This window comes from Lignipirellula cremea (assembly GCF_056501455.1).
The window spans coordinates 3460480-3477206 of record NZ_CM151415.1 but is presented as its reverse complement, the minus strand read 5'-3'; the positions used below and the strand labels follow the sequence as shown (position 1 = coordinate 3477206).

The following is a 16727-nucleotide window of genomic DNA, read 5'->3' as shown; positions in this document are numbered from 1 at the left end:
TCCATCGATTCGGCTGATCGCTCGATGTTCTTCGTGACGAACGTTAGCCGCTGAAGCAACGGAACCCGCAGATCGGATGTTGCGGCGAAGTTGTCTCTCGCGGTTCCATCGCACACGAGCGATCGGTCATATTCGCGGCGCCCTCGCTTCCCTGTCGAAGCGATTCGGGCGCGGCGACGCGAAGCCTGTTCCTTCGGGAGAGGATTCGTGCAGTCCGCCCTTTATGGAAGTCGATTTGCCATGTTGATCGATTCGATGCCCCATCACGACGGCGCCGACGCTCGCGATTACGCTTCGTCGCACGCGGTCGCCGAAACGAGGTCCCCTGTGGACGCGAATTTGGAAACGCTTTCGCCCGAAGCGACTCGAGAAATTTCGTCGCTGTTCAAGCTCTTCGCCGATCCGACGCGGGTGAAGATCCTCTACTTTCTGATTCAGAAGGAAGAGATCAACGTCCGGACGCTCTGCGAAGCGCTGAAGCAGTCGCAGCCCGCGGTCAGCCACCACTTGGCGCTGATGCGTAAGGCCCGTCTGCTCGATTCCCGTCGCGACGGGAAGCACAACTTCTATCGGCTGCAGCCGGAACGGTTCAAGCACGCGCAGCAACTGCTCTCGGCGCTCGATCCGATGACGGACGATTCGCCCGAGACGGTCGCCGAGCGGACTCGCACGGAACTGGCATAAGCGGCGCTTCCGCGACTCGTCGCGCGAATCGCGCGACGAAGGCGAAGCTATCGAAAGGCCGTCGCTCCTGCCGCGACGGCCTTTTCTCGTTCAGAGCGCCCGCGCGGCCGCTTCGCACTTCGCGAGATACTCGCGGCTGCCGCGGACGAGCGCGTCGACGCCGGGCGAGTAGTCGAAAGGCTCGACCGAGATCCAGTCGTCGTAGCCGATCGCCTGCAGCGCCGCGAAGATCGGCACGAAGTCGACTTCTCCCATGCCCGGTCCCCGACGATTGGGGTCGTTGGCGTGGAAGTGGACCAGCCGTTCGGCGTGACGCCTTATGACCTTATCGATCGGCTCTCTCTCGCTGGACATGGCCTTCACGTCGAGATGCAGACCGCACCTCGGCGAACCGATGAGGTCCAGCAGCTCCTCGCCTGCATCCGCCGTGAGCAGGAAGTCTCCCTCCGCGGGACCGAGCGGCTCGACGGCGAGCGTCACGTCGCAACGTTCGAACTCCGGCACGGCGTAGCCGATCGTCCGCGCGGCGTACTCCAGCGCCTGGGCATGCGTGACGCCGGGAAGCAGGTTCCGCTGCTGCGGCGAACCGAGCACCATCAGATGTCCGCCCAACTCGCGGCAGAGCCGGGCGAGTTCCGCGAGGTACTCGCCCGTTTTGCGCTGCAGCGCTTCGTCGGGCGAAGTCAGGTAGTAGCCCTCGGTCTTGGCGAGCAGCCAGTGCAGGCCGATGACCTCGACTCCTTCGGCGGCCGCTATCCGGCGGATCTCCGCCTTCGTCGGTTCGCTGATCGAACAGGCGTCGGCGCCGAGCGTGAAGGGAGCGATCTCGACGCCATCATAGCCCGCTTCGCGAGCGTAGGCGAAGGCCTTGTCGTGCGGCCAGTCGCCGAAGGTTTCGTTGCAGATCGCGTACTTCATGGCAGGCTTCGCAGGGGGGAGAAGCGGATCGATCGGGAGTCGCGTCGCCGCGACCGTCGAACGCTAAACGTCGCTTCGCCCGTCGTCAACCGCCCGACGAGGGGCTGCCTGACCTACGGTCTACTCGGTGTGCCATGGCTGGCTTGTCCAGCCGAGCGTGTCCCTGCCTTCGCTCGCCTAGGTGAGCAGAACTGCACGCATCCGAAAGACAGACGAATTCGACGTCGCTTCCGCTGCCCTCAGCACGGCTGGACAAGCCAGCCATGGCACACGGGCGAACTGGTCGTTCGACGATGGTTCGCTCGACGAGGGTTCGCTCGACGAGGGTTCGCTCGACGAGGGTTCGTTCGACGAGGCGAAGAGCGAACCCGCGCGTAGGCCGGATCCACGTCCTTACGCGAAGGCTTCCGGCGCGGCGGTTCCGAAGTCGGTGACGGGGACGGGGCGGTCGCCGTCGTAGAGTTCGAGGTGCGGGTCGATGCCGAGCGTTGCGAGGATCGTCGCGTGCATGTCGGGCACCGACATCGGGCGGTCGACAGGATTCTTGCTCAGGTCGTCGGTCACGCCGATCGCCTTGCCGCCAGCGAGTCCGCCGCCTGCGAGGACGATGGAGAAGGCGCTTCCCTGGTGACCGCGACCGCCGCCGCCGTCGAACTCCGGCGGACGCCCGAATTCGGTCGCCACCACGATCAGCGTCTTGTCGAGGCGATCGCGATTCTTCAGATCGTCGATCAGCGCCGAAAGGGCCTTGTCGAGATCCTGAATGAGTAGGTGCAGGTTGGCCTGACCGCTGTTGTGCGAGTCCCAGCCCGTTCCGTTGATGAAGTTGAGATTGAACGAGACCTCGACGAACGCGGCGCCCTCCTCCGTCAGACGCCGGGCCAGCAGGCAACGCTGGCCGAACTCGCCGCCGTACGATTCGCGCAGGCTCGCCGGTTCCGACGCTAGATCGAAGACCGACAGAAACTTCGGCCCCGCGAGCTTCAGCCCTTCGACGGTCGCGTCCGCATATTCGGCGATGCGGCGATCGCTGGGATGTTCGTTGACGAAGTCCTGACGGAACCTCGCGAGCAACTCTTCCCGGCGGGCTTGGCGCAGGTCGCTCACCGCCGGATCGCGCTTCAGCCCGGCGGGCCCCTGCTCGGTATCGACAAGGTAGACGTAGGAGTTTTTGGCGCCGAGGAATCCCGGTCCGCGGCTGGGGCTGGGATACCCGATCAACAGGTAGGGGGGTACCCCTTCGACGCGTCCGCCCTTCTGACTGGCGACGATCGAGCCGATCGAGGGGTAGGTCGTCGTCGCCGTCGTGGGGCGACCCGTATGCACGCGATGCGTCGCCGCGGCATGTTCGTCGATGACCTCGTGATGCACGGCGCGTAGCAGCGTGAAATGCTCCATCCGCTTCGCGCACCCCGGCAGGTGCTCGCAGACCTGGATGCCGGGGACGGAGGTATCGATCGCGGGATAGTACGACCCCGGATCGGTCTTCCCCTTGCTCAGACGCTTCGGGTCCCACGTATCGATCTGCGACTGGCCTCCCCCCAGCCAGATGAAGATGCAGCTATCCGCCTGGCCCAGCTTCGCGCCGGACGCTTCTCCCCGCGCGCCGCGCGCCAGCCCGAGCGATCCGGCGGCCAGTCCCGCGCCGGCGAGCGTGGAGGCCTGCAGGAATCGACGCCGGGAGACGTCGCCGCCGAAGAGGGGGAAATCGTTCATCGAAGGGGGACCGTCAGCAGGAGAAGTGAGTCAGTTCGTCGAGCGGCGCTTCGTGCGGTCAGGGAACGAAGACGTACTCCGGCGAGTTCGTCATCGCCCAGAGCAGGTCCTCGACCCGCATGCGCCACTCGGGATCGAGACGCTTCGTCGGCGGATCCCCCGCCATGACGACCTTCTCGATCTCGAGCATCGTCGTCGTCGCGTCAGGGATGAGATGATTCGACCACGAGACGGGCGACCTGAGCGAGGCGATCGGCGAGGGGGTGACCGGCTGGTCCAGTCGTCGCCGCGACTCGAATCCGGGGCTGACCATTTCGAGCAGGGCCTCGCGTTCCATCGCATCGGGATGACGTCCCCAGACGCGCAGAGCCATCTCTTCGGCCAGACCTTCGGGCGAGACGTCGGAGAGGGCGATCGCCGTCAGGGAATGATCGTCCGACAGGGTGAAGAGTCGCTGCGGCACGAGCCCGTTGGCGAGCGCGAGGGGCTGCACCACATTCGGCTCTTCGTCGCGAACGGAGATCGGACTCGGACGCGAATCGCGCCATCCGTAGGCGCCGAGGACGTCCACCAGCGTTTGCGTGCCGGGAAGGATCAGCGCCGGGCGGTCGCGCTCCCCGGAGGGGCTGACGAACTCCCAGGCCTTGCGCGGACGACCGAAGTGGAGGAACGTGTCGATCGGGCGGCGCCCCTCCTGCTCCATCGTGATCGGCTCGGAGTGGAACTCCTTGCCCGCCATCGTGAAGAGCGAGTCGAGCAGGTTCTCCGCGCTCAGCCGCCGCCGGGTCTGGGCGGCGAAGGAGCGTTCCTCGGCAGGTTCAGGAAACGTCGTCGGCGTCGTCGCGACGCGCTGGTAGGCGTCCGACGTCAGGATGCGGCGGTAGAGCGCCTTCAGGTCGTAGCCGTCGCGGACGAATTCGCGACCGAGCCAGGCGAGCAGTTCCGGATGCGACGGCTCCTCCTGCGTCCAGTCGTCGACCGGTTCGACGATGCCCTGCCCCATCAGACGCTTCCAGGCACGGTTGACGATCGTCTGCGCGAAGCGTTCGTTCTCGGGCGAGGTGATGATGAACGCGGCGAGTTCCCGCGTATCGTCGCTCTTTCGCACGTGCTGAGCCGGCGTCGAAACGGGAATCTCGTCGAACTGCCACGTCGGATCGACCTTGTCGCCCGGAGCGAGCGTCATCTCGATCGCGGGAACGCGTCCGCCCGGCAGCGGCGGGACGGTGCTCGTCGCGGGGAGAGTGATCGGCTTGCGTTCCAGCATGGCCGCGAGCGAGAGAAGCTGCTCCTGCTTCCAGGGGTGATACGGCGCGTCGTGGCAGCGGGCGCACTGCATGTCGACGGCCAGGAACGCCTGGGCAGCGATGTGGGCCTTCGACGCCATCGGAATGTCGTTCTGGCTGGCCATCGCGAAGCCGCCCGGTCCGCCGGTCAGGCGATCGCCCTGCATGGCGAGCAGTTCCGTCGCGAAGCGATCCATCGGCAGGTTGTCGAGCGCCGCTTCGTAGAGCCAGTAGCGGAAGGGCCCCGTGTTGTTCAGTTCGGGCTTGAGCAGGCCCGGGTTCTCCGCCAGCACGTCCTGCCAGTAAGGGACCCAGTTGTCCGCCCACTCGTCGTGCGACAGGAGTTCGTCGATGTAGAGCGGACGGCGATCGTCAGCCGGCAGCGCCTCGAACCGGCGGATCTCGTCAGAAGTCGGATTGCGACCCAGCACGTCGATCGTCGCCCGCCGGACGAAGACCGCGTCGTCGGCAATCGCGGCAGGCTCCTGCCCCCGCTCGTGCATCTTCTGGGCGAGGAACCGGTCGATCGGGTGAGCGACGCCGTCGACTGCCGGAACGTCGAACGCAGGAAGCTCTTCGATGACGCCGGCCGCCCAGTCGTGCCGGTCGCGCCAGTAGGAGTCGGATCCCGCGGCGACCTGCCTGCGGAGCGACGCGTTCAGCCGCTTGTTCAACTCGTGACGCTCGCCGGAGGAAGCGAGCCACCACGATTCGGTCAACTCGACGTCGTCCGCCGGATCGGCAGCCAGCACGCGATACGGCCCGTCATCGCCGCGGTAGGCGATCAGCGTTTCGCCGAGTTCGACGCGCTGGCTCTTGCCGCCGACGAGCGTTTCGAATTCGAGCGAATGCTCGCCCTCTTCGAGCCGCGCCTTTACGACCGCTTCCTGCGTTCCGAACGGGAGCAGGTGCATGCCGGGAACGAGCGGATCCTTGAGCGGATAAACCTTGTCGTAGCCGTCGGAGTTGCCACCCTTCACGGGCGGCGTCCCTTCGTAGACGACGCCGTCGAGAATCATCCGCGACATGCCGCGAGCGCGCAGGACGAACTCGTAATCGCCCGCCGGCAGGCGTCGCTTCACGGCGAATCGCACCACGTGCGGATTGGGCCGCGCGAGAACGGCTCCCTCCGGGCCGTACTTCCGCGGTTCTTCCGTGATGCAGAGCCGGTCGAGCGTCAGAATGTCGCTGTTCGCGTTCCCCTTCGCCGACCACGGATCGCCGGCAGGATAGGCCTCCAGGATCGCCATCCGAACGACGCCCGGTTGCAGGCTCGCCATCCGGGCGAGCTGTTCCTCGGCGGGATCGGGGACGTCCTCCTCGAAGCGGGAGGCGATCCGCTCGGCGGAGAGCGCGGTTTCATAAACGGCGATTTCGTCCAGATCGCCGACGAACGTGTTCCCCGCCGACCCGCTTAGGGCGGACCCGACCCAGATTTCTCCTGCATCGACGACCGGCGCATTCGTCGTCGGTCCGCCCATATCCCATGTTCCGGGAAGGGGACGACCGTCGATGTAGCCGCGGACGCTGTCAGGCTGACCGAAGACGTAAGAAACCGCGACGTGATGCCAGGAACCGTCGACGGGGAATCCGTCATCCGAGGTCCACCGATGCCAGTTCCCGGGCGTCTCGCCGTCGGCGGAACGGAACAGGAAGCTCGCCTTCGCGCGACCCCCTTCCCCTCGCAGGCGGAGGGCCCAGTTCTGATCGGAGGCGTCGGCGCTGGTGCGTCCCTTGCCGATGATGTAGCGATTCGAGTCGTCGCCCAGCAGGGTCGGTCGGACCCAGGCTTCGATGGTGATCTGCCCCCCCTGCCCGATCCGCAGACGGTCGATCGAATTTTCGAGCTTCAGGAAACTCCCTGCCGCGAACGTCGCCGCTCCGTTCTGCGAACTCATCCGCGGGAAACGGGGCGCCGTCGGACCTGGCGCCGCGGCGACGTTCTTCTTCGCGCCGGGCACGACCGCGACCCCTTCGGGCAACACGGCGCCGAGGCGATCGGGCGCTGCGAAGTCGAGATGAAGGGCGGGCTTATCTTCGGCAACCGCGGCTGCGAACGGACTGGCCGCCGCAGCGGGAGCCTCTTCCGCGGCGAAGATTCGCGGCGCGACGTGCCAGCCGAGCGCGAGCGAAAGAAGCACAGAAAGGCTGACGCGAAGAACGTTTCCGCGCATGCGCGTTCCTGGAGAGAAGGAGTCGAACGGTCGCTCGTCTCGGATCGCGCGGGAATTGCGACCCTGAAACTTGCGGGAGGAGGCCCGGACGAAACGGCGTCAGGCAACCGTTATCGTAGGCGATCCCCCCCGCTCCTCGCAACACTTTTTGCGAGTGCGAGGGCGCTCGGCGACAGAGCGACGCGGCTTCGTCCGACCATTTCGCCTGCGCGCTCGTTCAGCGGACGAACGTGAGCTGCACCGTGCCGAGAAAGCCGGGCTCGATGCCGAAGCCGTCGGCTCGCGAGCCGGTGAAGTCCTCCGCCTGGAACAATCGGCGGTCGAACAGATAGGCGCCGGAGACTTCCAGCCGAGCGCCCGGGAAGAGATCCCGACCGACGCCGACGAAGAGTCGCTGGTCGAACAGGAACAGCCGGTCGTCGTCGTTCGCGCGCTGCGAGAGGAAAAACGTATCGGTGTGGGTGCGGTACCCGCCCGAAAGCCTCCAGCCGTCTCCCAGTTCCTGCGTCGCTGTGGCGTCGATATTGGTCAGCGGTCGCCACGCCGCCTGCAGGATCAGACGGTCTGTCGGGCGATACGTCACCGACATCGGCATGCCGATCGAGACGTCCCAGCGCTCATCGGGTCGCCAGACGTAGGCCACGCCCGGTAGCGGATAGGGCAACTGGCTGGTCGGCGAATAGAACATGCTGAAGCGCCATTCGTTCTGGTCGTAGCTGGGCACGTTCAGGAATCCGACCGCCGTCAGCGTCAGGTCGCGTCCGTCCTCGAAGGGCGCGTCGCTTGCCGAGCCGACCATCAGCATCCCGCCGACGGACCAGCCGTCGCCTAACTCGCGGACATGCAGCGCCCCGGCCTGAATCGACCAGAGCTCGTTCGGAACGGCGAGCCCCGATTGCGGCAAAATCTCCGAGGTCGAGATCTCCAGTCGCGTGATGTTCGCGATGGCGATCCAGGCGCCGTGGCCTTCGACCATCGAGATCGGAAAGCCGAGCTTCGCCTCCTGACCGCTCAGGGCGAAGTCGCCGCCGCCGCGAACGTTCTGCGCGGGACTCCAGAATGCGGAAACTCCCATCGGCGATTCGCCGCCCGGCATCGCTCCTTTACCGCGCGGTCGCTTCGCCGTCGTGCCTGAATTCGCGGAAGACGTCTCCAGATCGATCGCGGCGGAACGAACAGCAGGGAGAGCCGGGTCGTCCTCTGCGTCGGATTCCGTCTCGTCCGTTTCCTCCGCGGAGCCTCTTCGCCGAATCGGGTCGGACGAGTCTGCCGATTCGCCCGACGGTTGCGGTTCGGACAGGACGCTCAGCGATCGAAAGCTCGACAGTTGCTGTGCGCTGGCGGTCGCGGCGCTCCCGAGAAGGAACGCGACGAGCAGGCGCTGCGCGAAGAGAGTCAGACGACGCTTCATGCAATTGATCGAGCACGGGTCGCGGACGGTAGTTCAGGAGCGACTTGCACGTCAATCGCAGCGCCCCCGAGGCCACTCAGGAACCGTCGCCGACTGTAAAGCGCAACATGCCCGCCGCAGCGCCCGATTCGGGGGAGACTTCCGAACCCGGCATCCGCTATCGATAGAATGACGGCCCGCGGCGCCGCCTGTTCGCCGCTCGCATCGCTTCGACGCCGCCCGAAGCACGTTCGCTTCGTTCTTTCTGCCCGTTGTTCCATGGCCCGCATCATTTCGCTGATCGCGCTGCTCGCCTCGATCGTAGGCGTCGGCATCCTCTTCTACTGGTTCATGTCGAGCTTCCTGATCCCGCTCTTCGTGGCGGCGGTGATCACGGTGATTTTCCGACCGATGCAGGACTGGCTCGCCGCGCGATTCAACGGACGCCAGCGTCTGGCCGCGGTCCTTTCGACCACGGCGGCGCTGCTTCTGACGCTGCTGCCGGTCGGCGTGATCGTCACCATGGCGAGCATCGAGGGGGTCCGCTTCGCACGAACCGTCAACTCCGAATCGCTCAATCGCAACCTGATCGACCTGCGGCAGCGCCTGGGCCTGTCGGCCCCCGATGCGGAGCGGCTGCGTTCGATGGAGGAGTCGCTCGACGAACTCTCCACGGAAGGTTCGGCGACTCCGGAAATCGTCGCCCGGCGGATCGAGGATCTGCGCGAAGACGCCGAAGCGCTGCGAACTGCGCTCGATGAAGAGTCCCTGGCCGAATCGGAACTCGCCCTGACCGAGTTCGCCGAATCGCTCGAACAGGTTCCGATCGATCAGCCGGGGTCGCGGGCCTACCGCGATACGGTCGCCGCAGCGACGGACCGCTTCGGGGAGCTCCGCACGGCGATCTACGGCGGATCGACGATGGCCCTGCTGAAGACCGTGGCGAACCCGTCGGAGGCTCAGCTTCGGGAGTTCTTCGAACGGGCGCTCGCCGAAGTCCAAAGCTCGCTCGTGTCGTTCACCGGCTCGGCCGGCGTGAAGCTGATCGAGTTCATCGTCGGCCTGGTGATCCTGATCGTCGCGACGTTCTTCTTCTTCGCGGACGGTCCCTACATGGTGCAGGGAGCGATCCGCCTGATTCCGCTGGACGAGTCGTACGTCCGGGAACTTTTCGAAGAGTTCAGCCGCGTCAGCCGCGCCGTCTTCATGGCGACGATTCTGGCAGCGGCCGCGCAGGCGACGACCGCGGCGCTGGGGTACTGGCTCGCGGGAGTGCCCAACCTCTTCATCCTGACCGTCGTGACGTTCGTGATGTCGATGGTTCCCTTCTTCGGCGCGGGGTCGGTCTTCTTCTCGGTCTGTGCCTATCTCTTCTTCGTCGAGAACGAACCGATCGCGGCGGCGCTACTGGCGGTGTACGGCCTGACGATCGTGTCGACCGTGGATAACGTCATCAAACCTTTCATTCTGCATGGTCAGTCGAACATCAACCCGCTGCTCGCGCTGCTGAGCATTCTGGGGGGCGTGAAGGCGCTGGGGCCCGTCGGCATCCTGGTCGGTCCGCTGGTCGTCGTTTACCTGTCGACGATGTTGCGGATTCTGCAGCGGGAACTGACGTCGATGGATGCCGCGAACCGAGGACGTCCGAGCGCGGAGGAACGACGACGCTCCCCCGCCTTCCGCCGCTCGTACGGACCTCCGCCCCGTCGACGCCTGACGAAGCAGCCAACGCTCCGCAGCGAAATGCCGTAATTCGTTTCGGCGTTACGCAACCTGCCGCCGTCGCGGGAAAAGATTCGTTGCCGTCGGCGGCTTCCGGGTTTAAAAAGAAGGTTATCCGCGGCAGGTTCCCGCCTAATTCTCGCCCGCTGCGGATCCTCTTGCCCCTCGGGGCATGATTCCTCCCTGTTACGCCGCCTGCCCGACCGCTGCCGGAACGATCGCGACGAGGCGAATCGCCGGCTGACCAGGTTCGATCCCGATCCGTCGCGACTCCTTCCCGGAGCCGAATCGCGACCTCGCGGGATCGGCCCTCCTCCCGCCCCACCGGTTCGCCATGAATGAATCACGCCGCCGCTCGAACCGGCTCGCAAGCGCCTGCTTATTCGCCCCGGCAGCGCTCGTGCTGACCGCCTCGGCATTCGGAGCGCCGCGACTGGTCATCGCCGCGGCGGAGGCGAACGAAGTCGCCGCTCCTGCGCCGATCGTCGTGCCGATCCAGGCTCCGCTGCCCGATGCGGCGCAGCCGCAGGCGGAAGGGGCTACCACAACTCCCGAACAGGCGCCGTCGATCCCGCAGCCGAACGCGCCGTCCGAGAACGGCATCGCGACGCCGGGACAGAGTCCCGAAGGTTCTTCGCCCGCAGGCCCTTCGCCTGACGGTACGCCGAGTCCCGCGACGCCCCCGCCCGCCGATGGGTCGATCCCTGCGGATCCCGGCGCTCAGACCTTCGTTCCAGGGGCATTCGTTCCGGGCACTGAAGCCGGGGCCGTGACGCCGCCGGTCGAGCCTCCGCCGCAGATCATCCGCTGGGCGGGCGGCGAGGGAGGATTCGAGTTCGTGGCGCCGACCGACGCCGCGCAGCCGGAGAAGGTCCGCTTCGGCTTTCAGGAGACTCCCTGGCCGGTCGTGCTCGAACAGTTCGCACGCTGGGAGAAGCTCTCGCTCGATCTGTCCGATACGCCCCCCGGCTCGTTCACTTACTTCGACGACGCGCCGCGCACGCCGGCGGAAGCGGTCGACGTGCTCAACGGTTACCTGCTGCCCCGGGGCTATGTAGTGATCCGGCGGCACAATTTTCTCGTCTGCGTCCGGACCGACAGTCCGCAGATCGCCGACCTGATTCCGACGGTCTCGATCGACGATCTGGCGACGCGGGGCGAACAGGAACTCGTTCGCGTCGTCGTCCGGACCCCCAGCGTTGAACCCGAAGCGGCAGCCCTGGAGATCGCGCAACTGCTCGGTCAGCACGGTTCGGCGAAGCCGCTCCGCAATCTGCAGGCCGTCATCGTGCAGGGCTTCGGACGAAGTCTTCGCGACGCGGTCGCCGTGATCGACGGCGTCGCTCCGCCCGCGAAGCCGGACAAGCTCGAATTCAAATCGTTCCCGCTGCGTCACATCGCGGCTGCGGATGCGGAGAAGCATGTGCGCGAACTGTTCGGCCTCGGCTCCGGCGCGGTCAACGTCAGCGGCGCCCGGACCGAAATGGAGCGCGAAATGCGCTACCGAAACTACTCCGGCGATCGTCGCGGCCGCGACGACGAAAATCGGGAGCAACGCCCCTCGAACGATCGCCTGCTCGCCCAGGTGACGGTCAACACGCAGATTTCTTCCCTCGCTTCGACGAACAACCTGCTCGTCACGTCGACGGAGGAAGGTCTCGCGCTGATCGAGAACGTGATCACGTCGATCGACCTGCCGCGAGGCGACGGCGGCGGACTCGCCGCGACGGAAAAGTTCTTGCGCGTCTATCTGACTGACGAGGCGAGCGTCGAGGAAGTGGCGAAGACCCTCGACGTCCTCATGCCGGGCGTGCTCGTGAACGAAGATCGCCGGCAGGATACGCTCCATATCTTCGCGACCGCGGAGGAGCACCTCGAAGTCGCCGAACTGATCCGCACGCTCGACGGCGGCGGACAGGGGGGCCGCACCGTCGCGGTCATCCCGCTCAGGAAGTACGACCCGTTCGCGATGAGCGAGCTGCTGGGCGGCATGTTCGACAACGAGGACCGCGACGAACGTCCGATCATTCAGCCGGAACCGGCATCACGCACGCTCGTCGTTCGCGGGACCTCGCAGCAAGTCGAGCAGGTCCGTTCCGCTCTCGCAGCCTACGGCGAAGGTCAGACCGACCAGGCCTCGGCGCCGATCGGCTCCCGGTTCCGCACGATCGAAGTCCATGCCGACGACGCGGAGAGCATCGTCCGTACGGCGGAACGGATCCTCGCCGAGACGCCGGGTCGCGACGCCGGTCTGCGCGTCGTGGTACCGAACGCCGTAAACGACGGCGAGCCGAAGGTTCGCCTGCCGCGGGACGACGACGACGCCTCGAACGACGACGAAGTCTCCGCCGTGCGACGCATCGATCTGGGCCATCCCGCGGCGGCGCCGGTCATCGCCTCGGCGATTCCTGACGCGGCATACGTCAGCTCACGCTCCGCGGAGGACGCGACCCCGTCGGCGGTGCATCGAAACGTCTCCTTCCCGTACATTCGCACGATCGCCATGGAAGCGCCGGTAGCGACGACGACGAAGTCCGTCGAGGAGCCCGCTCAGGACGTTCAAACGGATGAACCTTCGGAAGGCGACGCGCCTGAGGACGAAGCGCCGCGAACGGACGATGCGGTCGATGATGACGCCGCTCAGCCGGGTTCCGACGGCCCGCCGCGCGTGCAGGCGGTCGTGCGCGACGGCAAGATCCAGCTTTACTCGTCCGACCTGAGGGCGCTGGACGAGGTCGAGGAGATCGTCCGGGAACTCGCCCGGACGATGCCGACGCGCACGAACTGGACGGTCTTCTACCTGCGAGCGGCGGACGCTTCCCAGACGGCGTCGATCCTGTACTCGCTGATGCCCGACGCGCTGATCAGTTCGCTCTACGGCCCTTCGCCGTACGACGCTGCCGCCGCCGGGTCGACGCCGGCGTCGTTCGACGTCGTGGCCGAGCCCCGCACGAACGCCCTGTTCGTCAGCGGCACGGTCGCTCAAATCCAGCGGGTCGAGCAGCTTCTGGAAATCCTCGATACGGTCGACGTTCCGCCGTCGCTGGTCGCTCGCACGCCCCGATCGATTCCCGTGCGGTACGCGGACGTGAATCAGATCGCCGTGCTGGTGCAGACCCTGTACAAGGACCGCATGACCGATCCGGCCGCGGCCCAGCGCGAAGAAGAAGCCCGACGACAGCAGAACGGCGACGGCCGCGATCGGGGAGGAAACCAGAACCGCGAGGAGGAGGATCGCCGCCGACAGCAGGAGGCTCGCCCGCAACCTCGCGGCGCCCGTTCGCAGCCCTCGGGCCCGGCGCTCACGGTCGCCGTCGACCCGATCGCCCGCGAGCTGATCGTCTCCTGCGACGAGCCCCTGTTCCGCGAGATTTCCGCCTTCGTGGAGAGCCGGGATCTGATCGCCCGCGACACCCGCGAAAGCGTCGACATCGTCCGCCTGCCGCAGAGTTTCCCGGCGGAGTCGCAGGCCGTGCTGCAGGTTCTGCAGTCGATCTCGCCCAACGTGACGGTCACGACCGTGGAGACCCCGCTGAGCCCCCAGCCGCCCGCGCCCACGTCGTCGCGCGGCTACGACCCGCGCTATTCGGGCCGCAGCGGCTACGGCGGTTCCTATCGCAGCAGCCGCGATCCCCGCTCGGGACGGTAAGCAACGAGGCCGCGAACGTCGATTCGACGCTCGGCGGCAGGCCCGGGTGGCCCCGATAGCTCTGCTATCGGGGTCGACGAAGTCGACAAGAGGAGTCGGTTCGGCGTCCTGAGCCCGATCCGACGCGCCGGTGCGCTGCGGAGTGGACTTTGCGGTCGGCGACCCTTCCAGGGTGGCGCCGGTTGATTCAACCGGCGCGGGCGCAGCCCGTCGGAGGACTCCGAGCGAATCCGGCGTAAGATCGCCGATCTGCTTCGAGAGAGCGCTTTGACGGAACCCGGCTGCGATGCGTCCGACGGGCTTCTGAGGCCTCCGATCCGCTGCGCGGACGCTGGTTGAGACAACCAGCGCCACCCGCTAACCCTCGTCGCTAGCGAATTTCCTCGCTCCGCCGCAACGGCGAAAATATTCGGATTCTCTGGAGAACCCCTCAAGTCTTATAATCGCCAGCGGTCCACCTGACCCACGGCCCGCAGGATCGCGCGGCCGTACGACCGACCCCGACGCTTTCGCCGCGAACCGCCGAGCCTTTCGGCGACGCCGCGACGAAGCGAGTTGTCGCCGACCGGCGAGGAAAAGGAGTTCCCGATGGGGGCGTTCTGCGTGCTCCTGTCTCTGGCGACCGGAGTCGACTACGGCTGGCAACCCGCCGCCGACGGTTCGCTGACCTACCTGATTCAGGTCGAGCCCGAACTGGTCGACGAACTGAGCCAGCCCGGCTTCGCCATCGAGAGCGTCATTCCCGACGATCTGCGCGGCGTCCGTCGGTTCAAGATCTACGTCGGACGGGGTCCCGTTCCGCGCGTCGGATCGCCGCACGCGGCGGTGCAGGCCCAGTGGAGCCAGTACGTCGAGCCCGCCGGCGCGTCGGGGACGCAGTACCTCAATCAGGCCGTCCCGCCCAACGACCCGTACGGCGTCGTCAACGGTTACCTGCCGCCTGCGTTGCAGACGCCCGTCTGGAGCGATCAGGCGGTCACCAAGGACAGCCTTTACTCGTGGAGTCAGCTCGGCCGGGACTATCTCTCCGGCGCCTCGTCGCCGGCGGGAACAGCGGGCGCCGGCGCCCCGCCGCTGACGCTCCCTCCGGGCTTTCAGGAGGGGATCGCCGAACTCCCCGGTAACCTCGCGGCTCCCCTCGAAAACGCCTGGAATCAGGCTTCGCAGACGCTCTCCGATCGAACGGGCGTCGATCCTCGGCAGATCGTGCCGCAGACGGAGGAGCGTCTCCAGCAGGGATGGAACTCCAGCGTCGGCGCCGCCATCGACCAGTTCAATAACCGGCTCGCGGACGAAGCGAACCGCACCGTCGGCGCCTGGACCGGAACCGAGATAACGCGATCCCAGAATCCGGCGGCGCCGAATTCGCCGGTGGGCAGCACGGGCAGGGCCTTCACCGGCGCGCCCGCTTCGGCTCAACCGATGGCCGCACCTCCGGCAAACGCCGCAGGAGCGAGCGGACTGGGCATGCCTGCCGGACCTTCGTTCGCGCCGCCTGCCGCGAATGCGAATGACTTCGGCGCAGCGCCCCGCGACTTCGCCTCCGCTCCGGCCTTCAATACGGCCCCGGCAGCGAACGTTCCCCCGCTCGGCACTTCAGCGCCTCCCCTCGGCGGAGCGTTCCCGAACAACGGCCTGGGCGGAAGTCCGCTTGCGGGAGGTCCCCTTCCTGGCGGAAACTCGCTCGACGGCAGCGGACTGGGCGGCGGTTCGTCGCTCGATTCGCCGCCGCTCGCGGGCTCGGGGCTCGGATCGGCTCCTCCGCTGGGAGGAAGTCTGGACGGCGGTTCGCTCGGCGGCGGATCGTCGCTCGGATCCGGCCCGGGAGCCAGCGTGGGCGGAAGTCTCGGCGGCCCGCCCTCCGGCGGTCTCGGATCCGGCGGCCTGGGAAGCGATCTCGGCGGATCGCTCGGCGGCGGAGGCGGACTGGGCGGCGGTCCCGGTTCGCTCGCAGGCGGCGGCGGCTCGCTCGGAGGGAACGGTTCTCTCGGCGGCGGTTCGCTAGGCGGAGGCTCTCTCGGCGGATCGCTCGGCGGGCCTTCGACGCTTCCGGGCGACCAGCCCTTCGGCGTGCCGCAGATCGGAGGTTCGCGTCCGGACGACGACAATCCGTTCGGCGTGCCGATCGTCGCCCGCACGGAGGTCGCCAAGGATCGCCGGACGCTCCCCTACGCGGCGGTGCCGATTCGGCCCGACTTCTCGTCCGACCTGCTCGACGGCCCGTCGACGCTCGAGGTGACGCATGCGGGCGGTCCGGGATCGGCGCACGCCTGGAACTGGGGCGGATCGTTCGACCAGAACGGGCGACCCTGGGGGCCGCTCTTCCTGACCGCGGTCATCCTGTTCCTGTCGGTCGGCCTGAACTGCTACCTGGCCTGGATCTCCCGCGGTCTGTACGAGCGGTACAAGAACCTCGTCTTCTCCCGCCGTCATTCGTCGACGACGGCGGCGATCTGATCGAAGCTCATTCGGGCCAGCGATCGGCGCACGAGAAAAACGATTCGTACACCGAGAACGAGAAGTGGCCTGGCCGGGCGCAACGATTACTCAGATGGCGGCGACTCGACGTCGCTCGGCTGTAATGCATCCTGAGCGCCGCGACGGACGGCCAGCACATAGACCGTTTCGTTTCTGATCGTGAAGACGGCGCGATAGCTTCGTCGCGAACCGAGTCCGAGAAGTGCGTCCCGAATCTCGTAAGGAAAGTCGCCGTTCTCTGGCGACAAGACGTGGCTTTCCGGAAAGCGTTCGAGCGACCTCAATTGCTCGTGCACGGCGTCAAACCAGGTTGCTGCCTGTTCGACAGAATAGTGCGTCGCCCACCAGCGAGCATTCGCCTCAATGTCCGCTTCCGCTTGACCGAGAACGATCACCCGAAACGTCACCGTTTCGCCTGCGGAAACCCAAGTCTCGCTCGCATTTCGGCGAACGCCTGATCGAGCGGCTTGCCTTGCCCGGCCTCCATTTCTGCAATTCCCTGAGCGATGGCTTCTCGGTCTTGCTGCCGACGTAGCGCTTCCATCGCCTGTCGATGCGTGTCGGCGTCGACGACAAAGTAAGTTCGCTGCGTCTCCGGATCCACGACTTTAAGTTCGCTGGCGCCGGCGGCGTGCAGAGCGTCCGTCACTTCCTTACTCAGTTTCGCGATCATGTCCCCATCTTACTCCCCAACGAATGCGCGGAGAAAG

10 protein-coding genes are annotated in these 16727 nt (G+C 66.6%); 4 read left to right on the top strand and 6 right to left on the bottom strand.

Features of this window, described 5'->3' with window-relative positions:
* Positions 1 to 240 precede the first annotated feature (240 nt).
* Entirely contained in the window at positions 241 to 684 is a 444-nt protein-coding gene (locus tag SH602x_RS13740; protein ID WP_479467843.1) for an ArsR/SmtB family transcription factor, read from the top strand.
* Positions 685 to 774: 90 nt separating this feature from the next.
* Here the strand turns inward: SH602x_RS13740 and SH602x_RS13735 are convergent, their stop codons facing one another.
* From SH602x_RS13735 to SH602x_RS13720, 4 genes are all read right to left on the bottom strand, one after another.
* Positions 775 to 1602 carry a sugar phosphate isomerase/epimerase family protein gene (locus tag SH602x_RS13735; RefSeq protein ID WP_479472850.1) on the bottom strand — a complete coding sequence of 276 codons (828 nt, stop codon included), beginning with the start codon at positions 1600 to 1602 and terminating at the stop codon, positions 775 to 777.
* A gap of 393 nt (positions 1603 to 1995) precedes the next feature.
* Complete coding sequence (locus SH602x_RS13730; RefSeq protein ID WP_479472849.1) at positions 1996 to 3318, bottom strand: DUF1501 domain-containing protein; 1323 nt, start codon at positions 3316 to 3318, stop codon at positions 1996 to 1998.
* Positions 3319 to 3376: 58 nt separating this feature from the next.
* On the bottom strand, positions 3377 to 6778 hold the full coding sequence (locus SH602x_RS13725; RefSeq protein WP_479472848.1) for a DUF1553 domain-containing protein: 3402 nt from the start codon (positions 6776 to 6778) through the stop codon (positions 3377 to 3379).
* A gap of 217 nt (positions 6779 to 6995) precedes the next feature.
* Complete coding sequence (locus SH602x_RS13720; RefSeq protein WP_479472847.1) at positions 6996 to 8189, bottom strand: DUF6268 family outer membrane beta-barrel protein; 1194 nt, start codon at positions 8187 to 8189, stop codon at positions 6996 to 6998.
* Between the two features lie 258 nt (positions 8190 to 8447).
* On the opposite strand from SH602x_RS13720, the gene SH602x_RS13715 reads away from it, so the two are divergent.
* The 3 genes from SH602x_RS13715 to SH602x_RS13705 all read left to right on the top strand — a co-directional run bounded on the left by SH602x_RS13715 (position 8448) and on the right by SH602x_RS13705 (position 15996).
* On the top strand, positions 8448 to 9920 hold the full coding sequence (locus SH602x_RS13715; RefSeq protein WP_479472846.1) for an AI-2E family transporter: 1473 nt from the start codon (positions 8448 to 8450) through the stop codon (positions 9918 to 9920).
* A 304-nt stretch (positions 9921 to 10224) separates the two neighbouring features.
* A complete protein-coding gene (locus SH602x_RS13710; RefSeq protein ID WP_479472845.1) occupies positions 10225 to 13539 on the top strand; it encodes a secretin N-terminal domain-containing protein in 3315 nt (1104 codons plus the stop codon).
* Between the two features lie 555 nt (positions 13540 to 14094).
* Complete coding sequence (locus SH602x_RS13705; RefSeq protein WP_479472844.1) at positions 14095 to 15996, top strand: hypothetical protein; 1902 nt, start codon at positions 14095 to 14097, stop codon at positions 15994 to 15996.
* An 86-nt stretch (positions 15997 to 16082) separates the two neighbouring features.
* Here SH602x_RS13705 and SH602x_RS13700 read toward each other — a convergent pair whose 3' ends face one another.
* Complete coding sequence (locus tag SH602x_RS13700) at positions 16083 to 16424, bottom strand: type II toxin-antitoxin system RelE/ParE family toxin (RefSeq protein WP_479472843.1); 342 nt, start codon at positions 16422 to 16424, stop codon at positions 16083 to 16085.
* Positions 16421 to 16690 carry a hypothetical protein gene (locus SH602x_RS13695; RefSeq protein WP_479472842.1) on the bottom strand — a complete coding sequence of 90 codons (270 nt, stop codon included), beginning with the start codon at positions 16688 to 16690 and terminating at the stop codon, positions 16421 to 16423. The genes SH602x_RS13700 and SH602x_RS13695 overlap by 4 nt, the downstream gene beginning before the upstream one ends.
* Positions 16691 to 16727 lie beyond the last annotated feature (37 nt).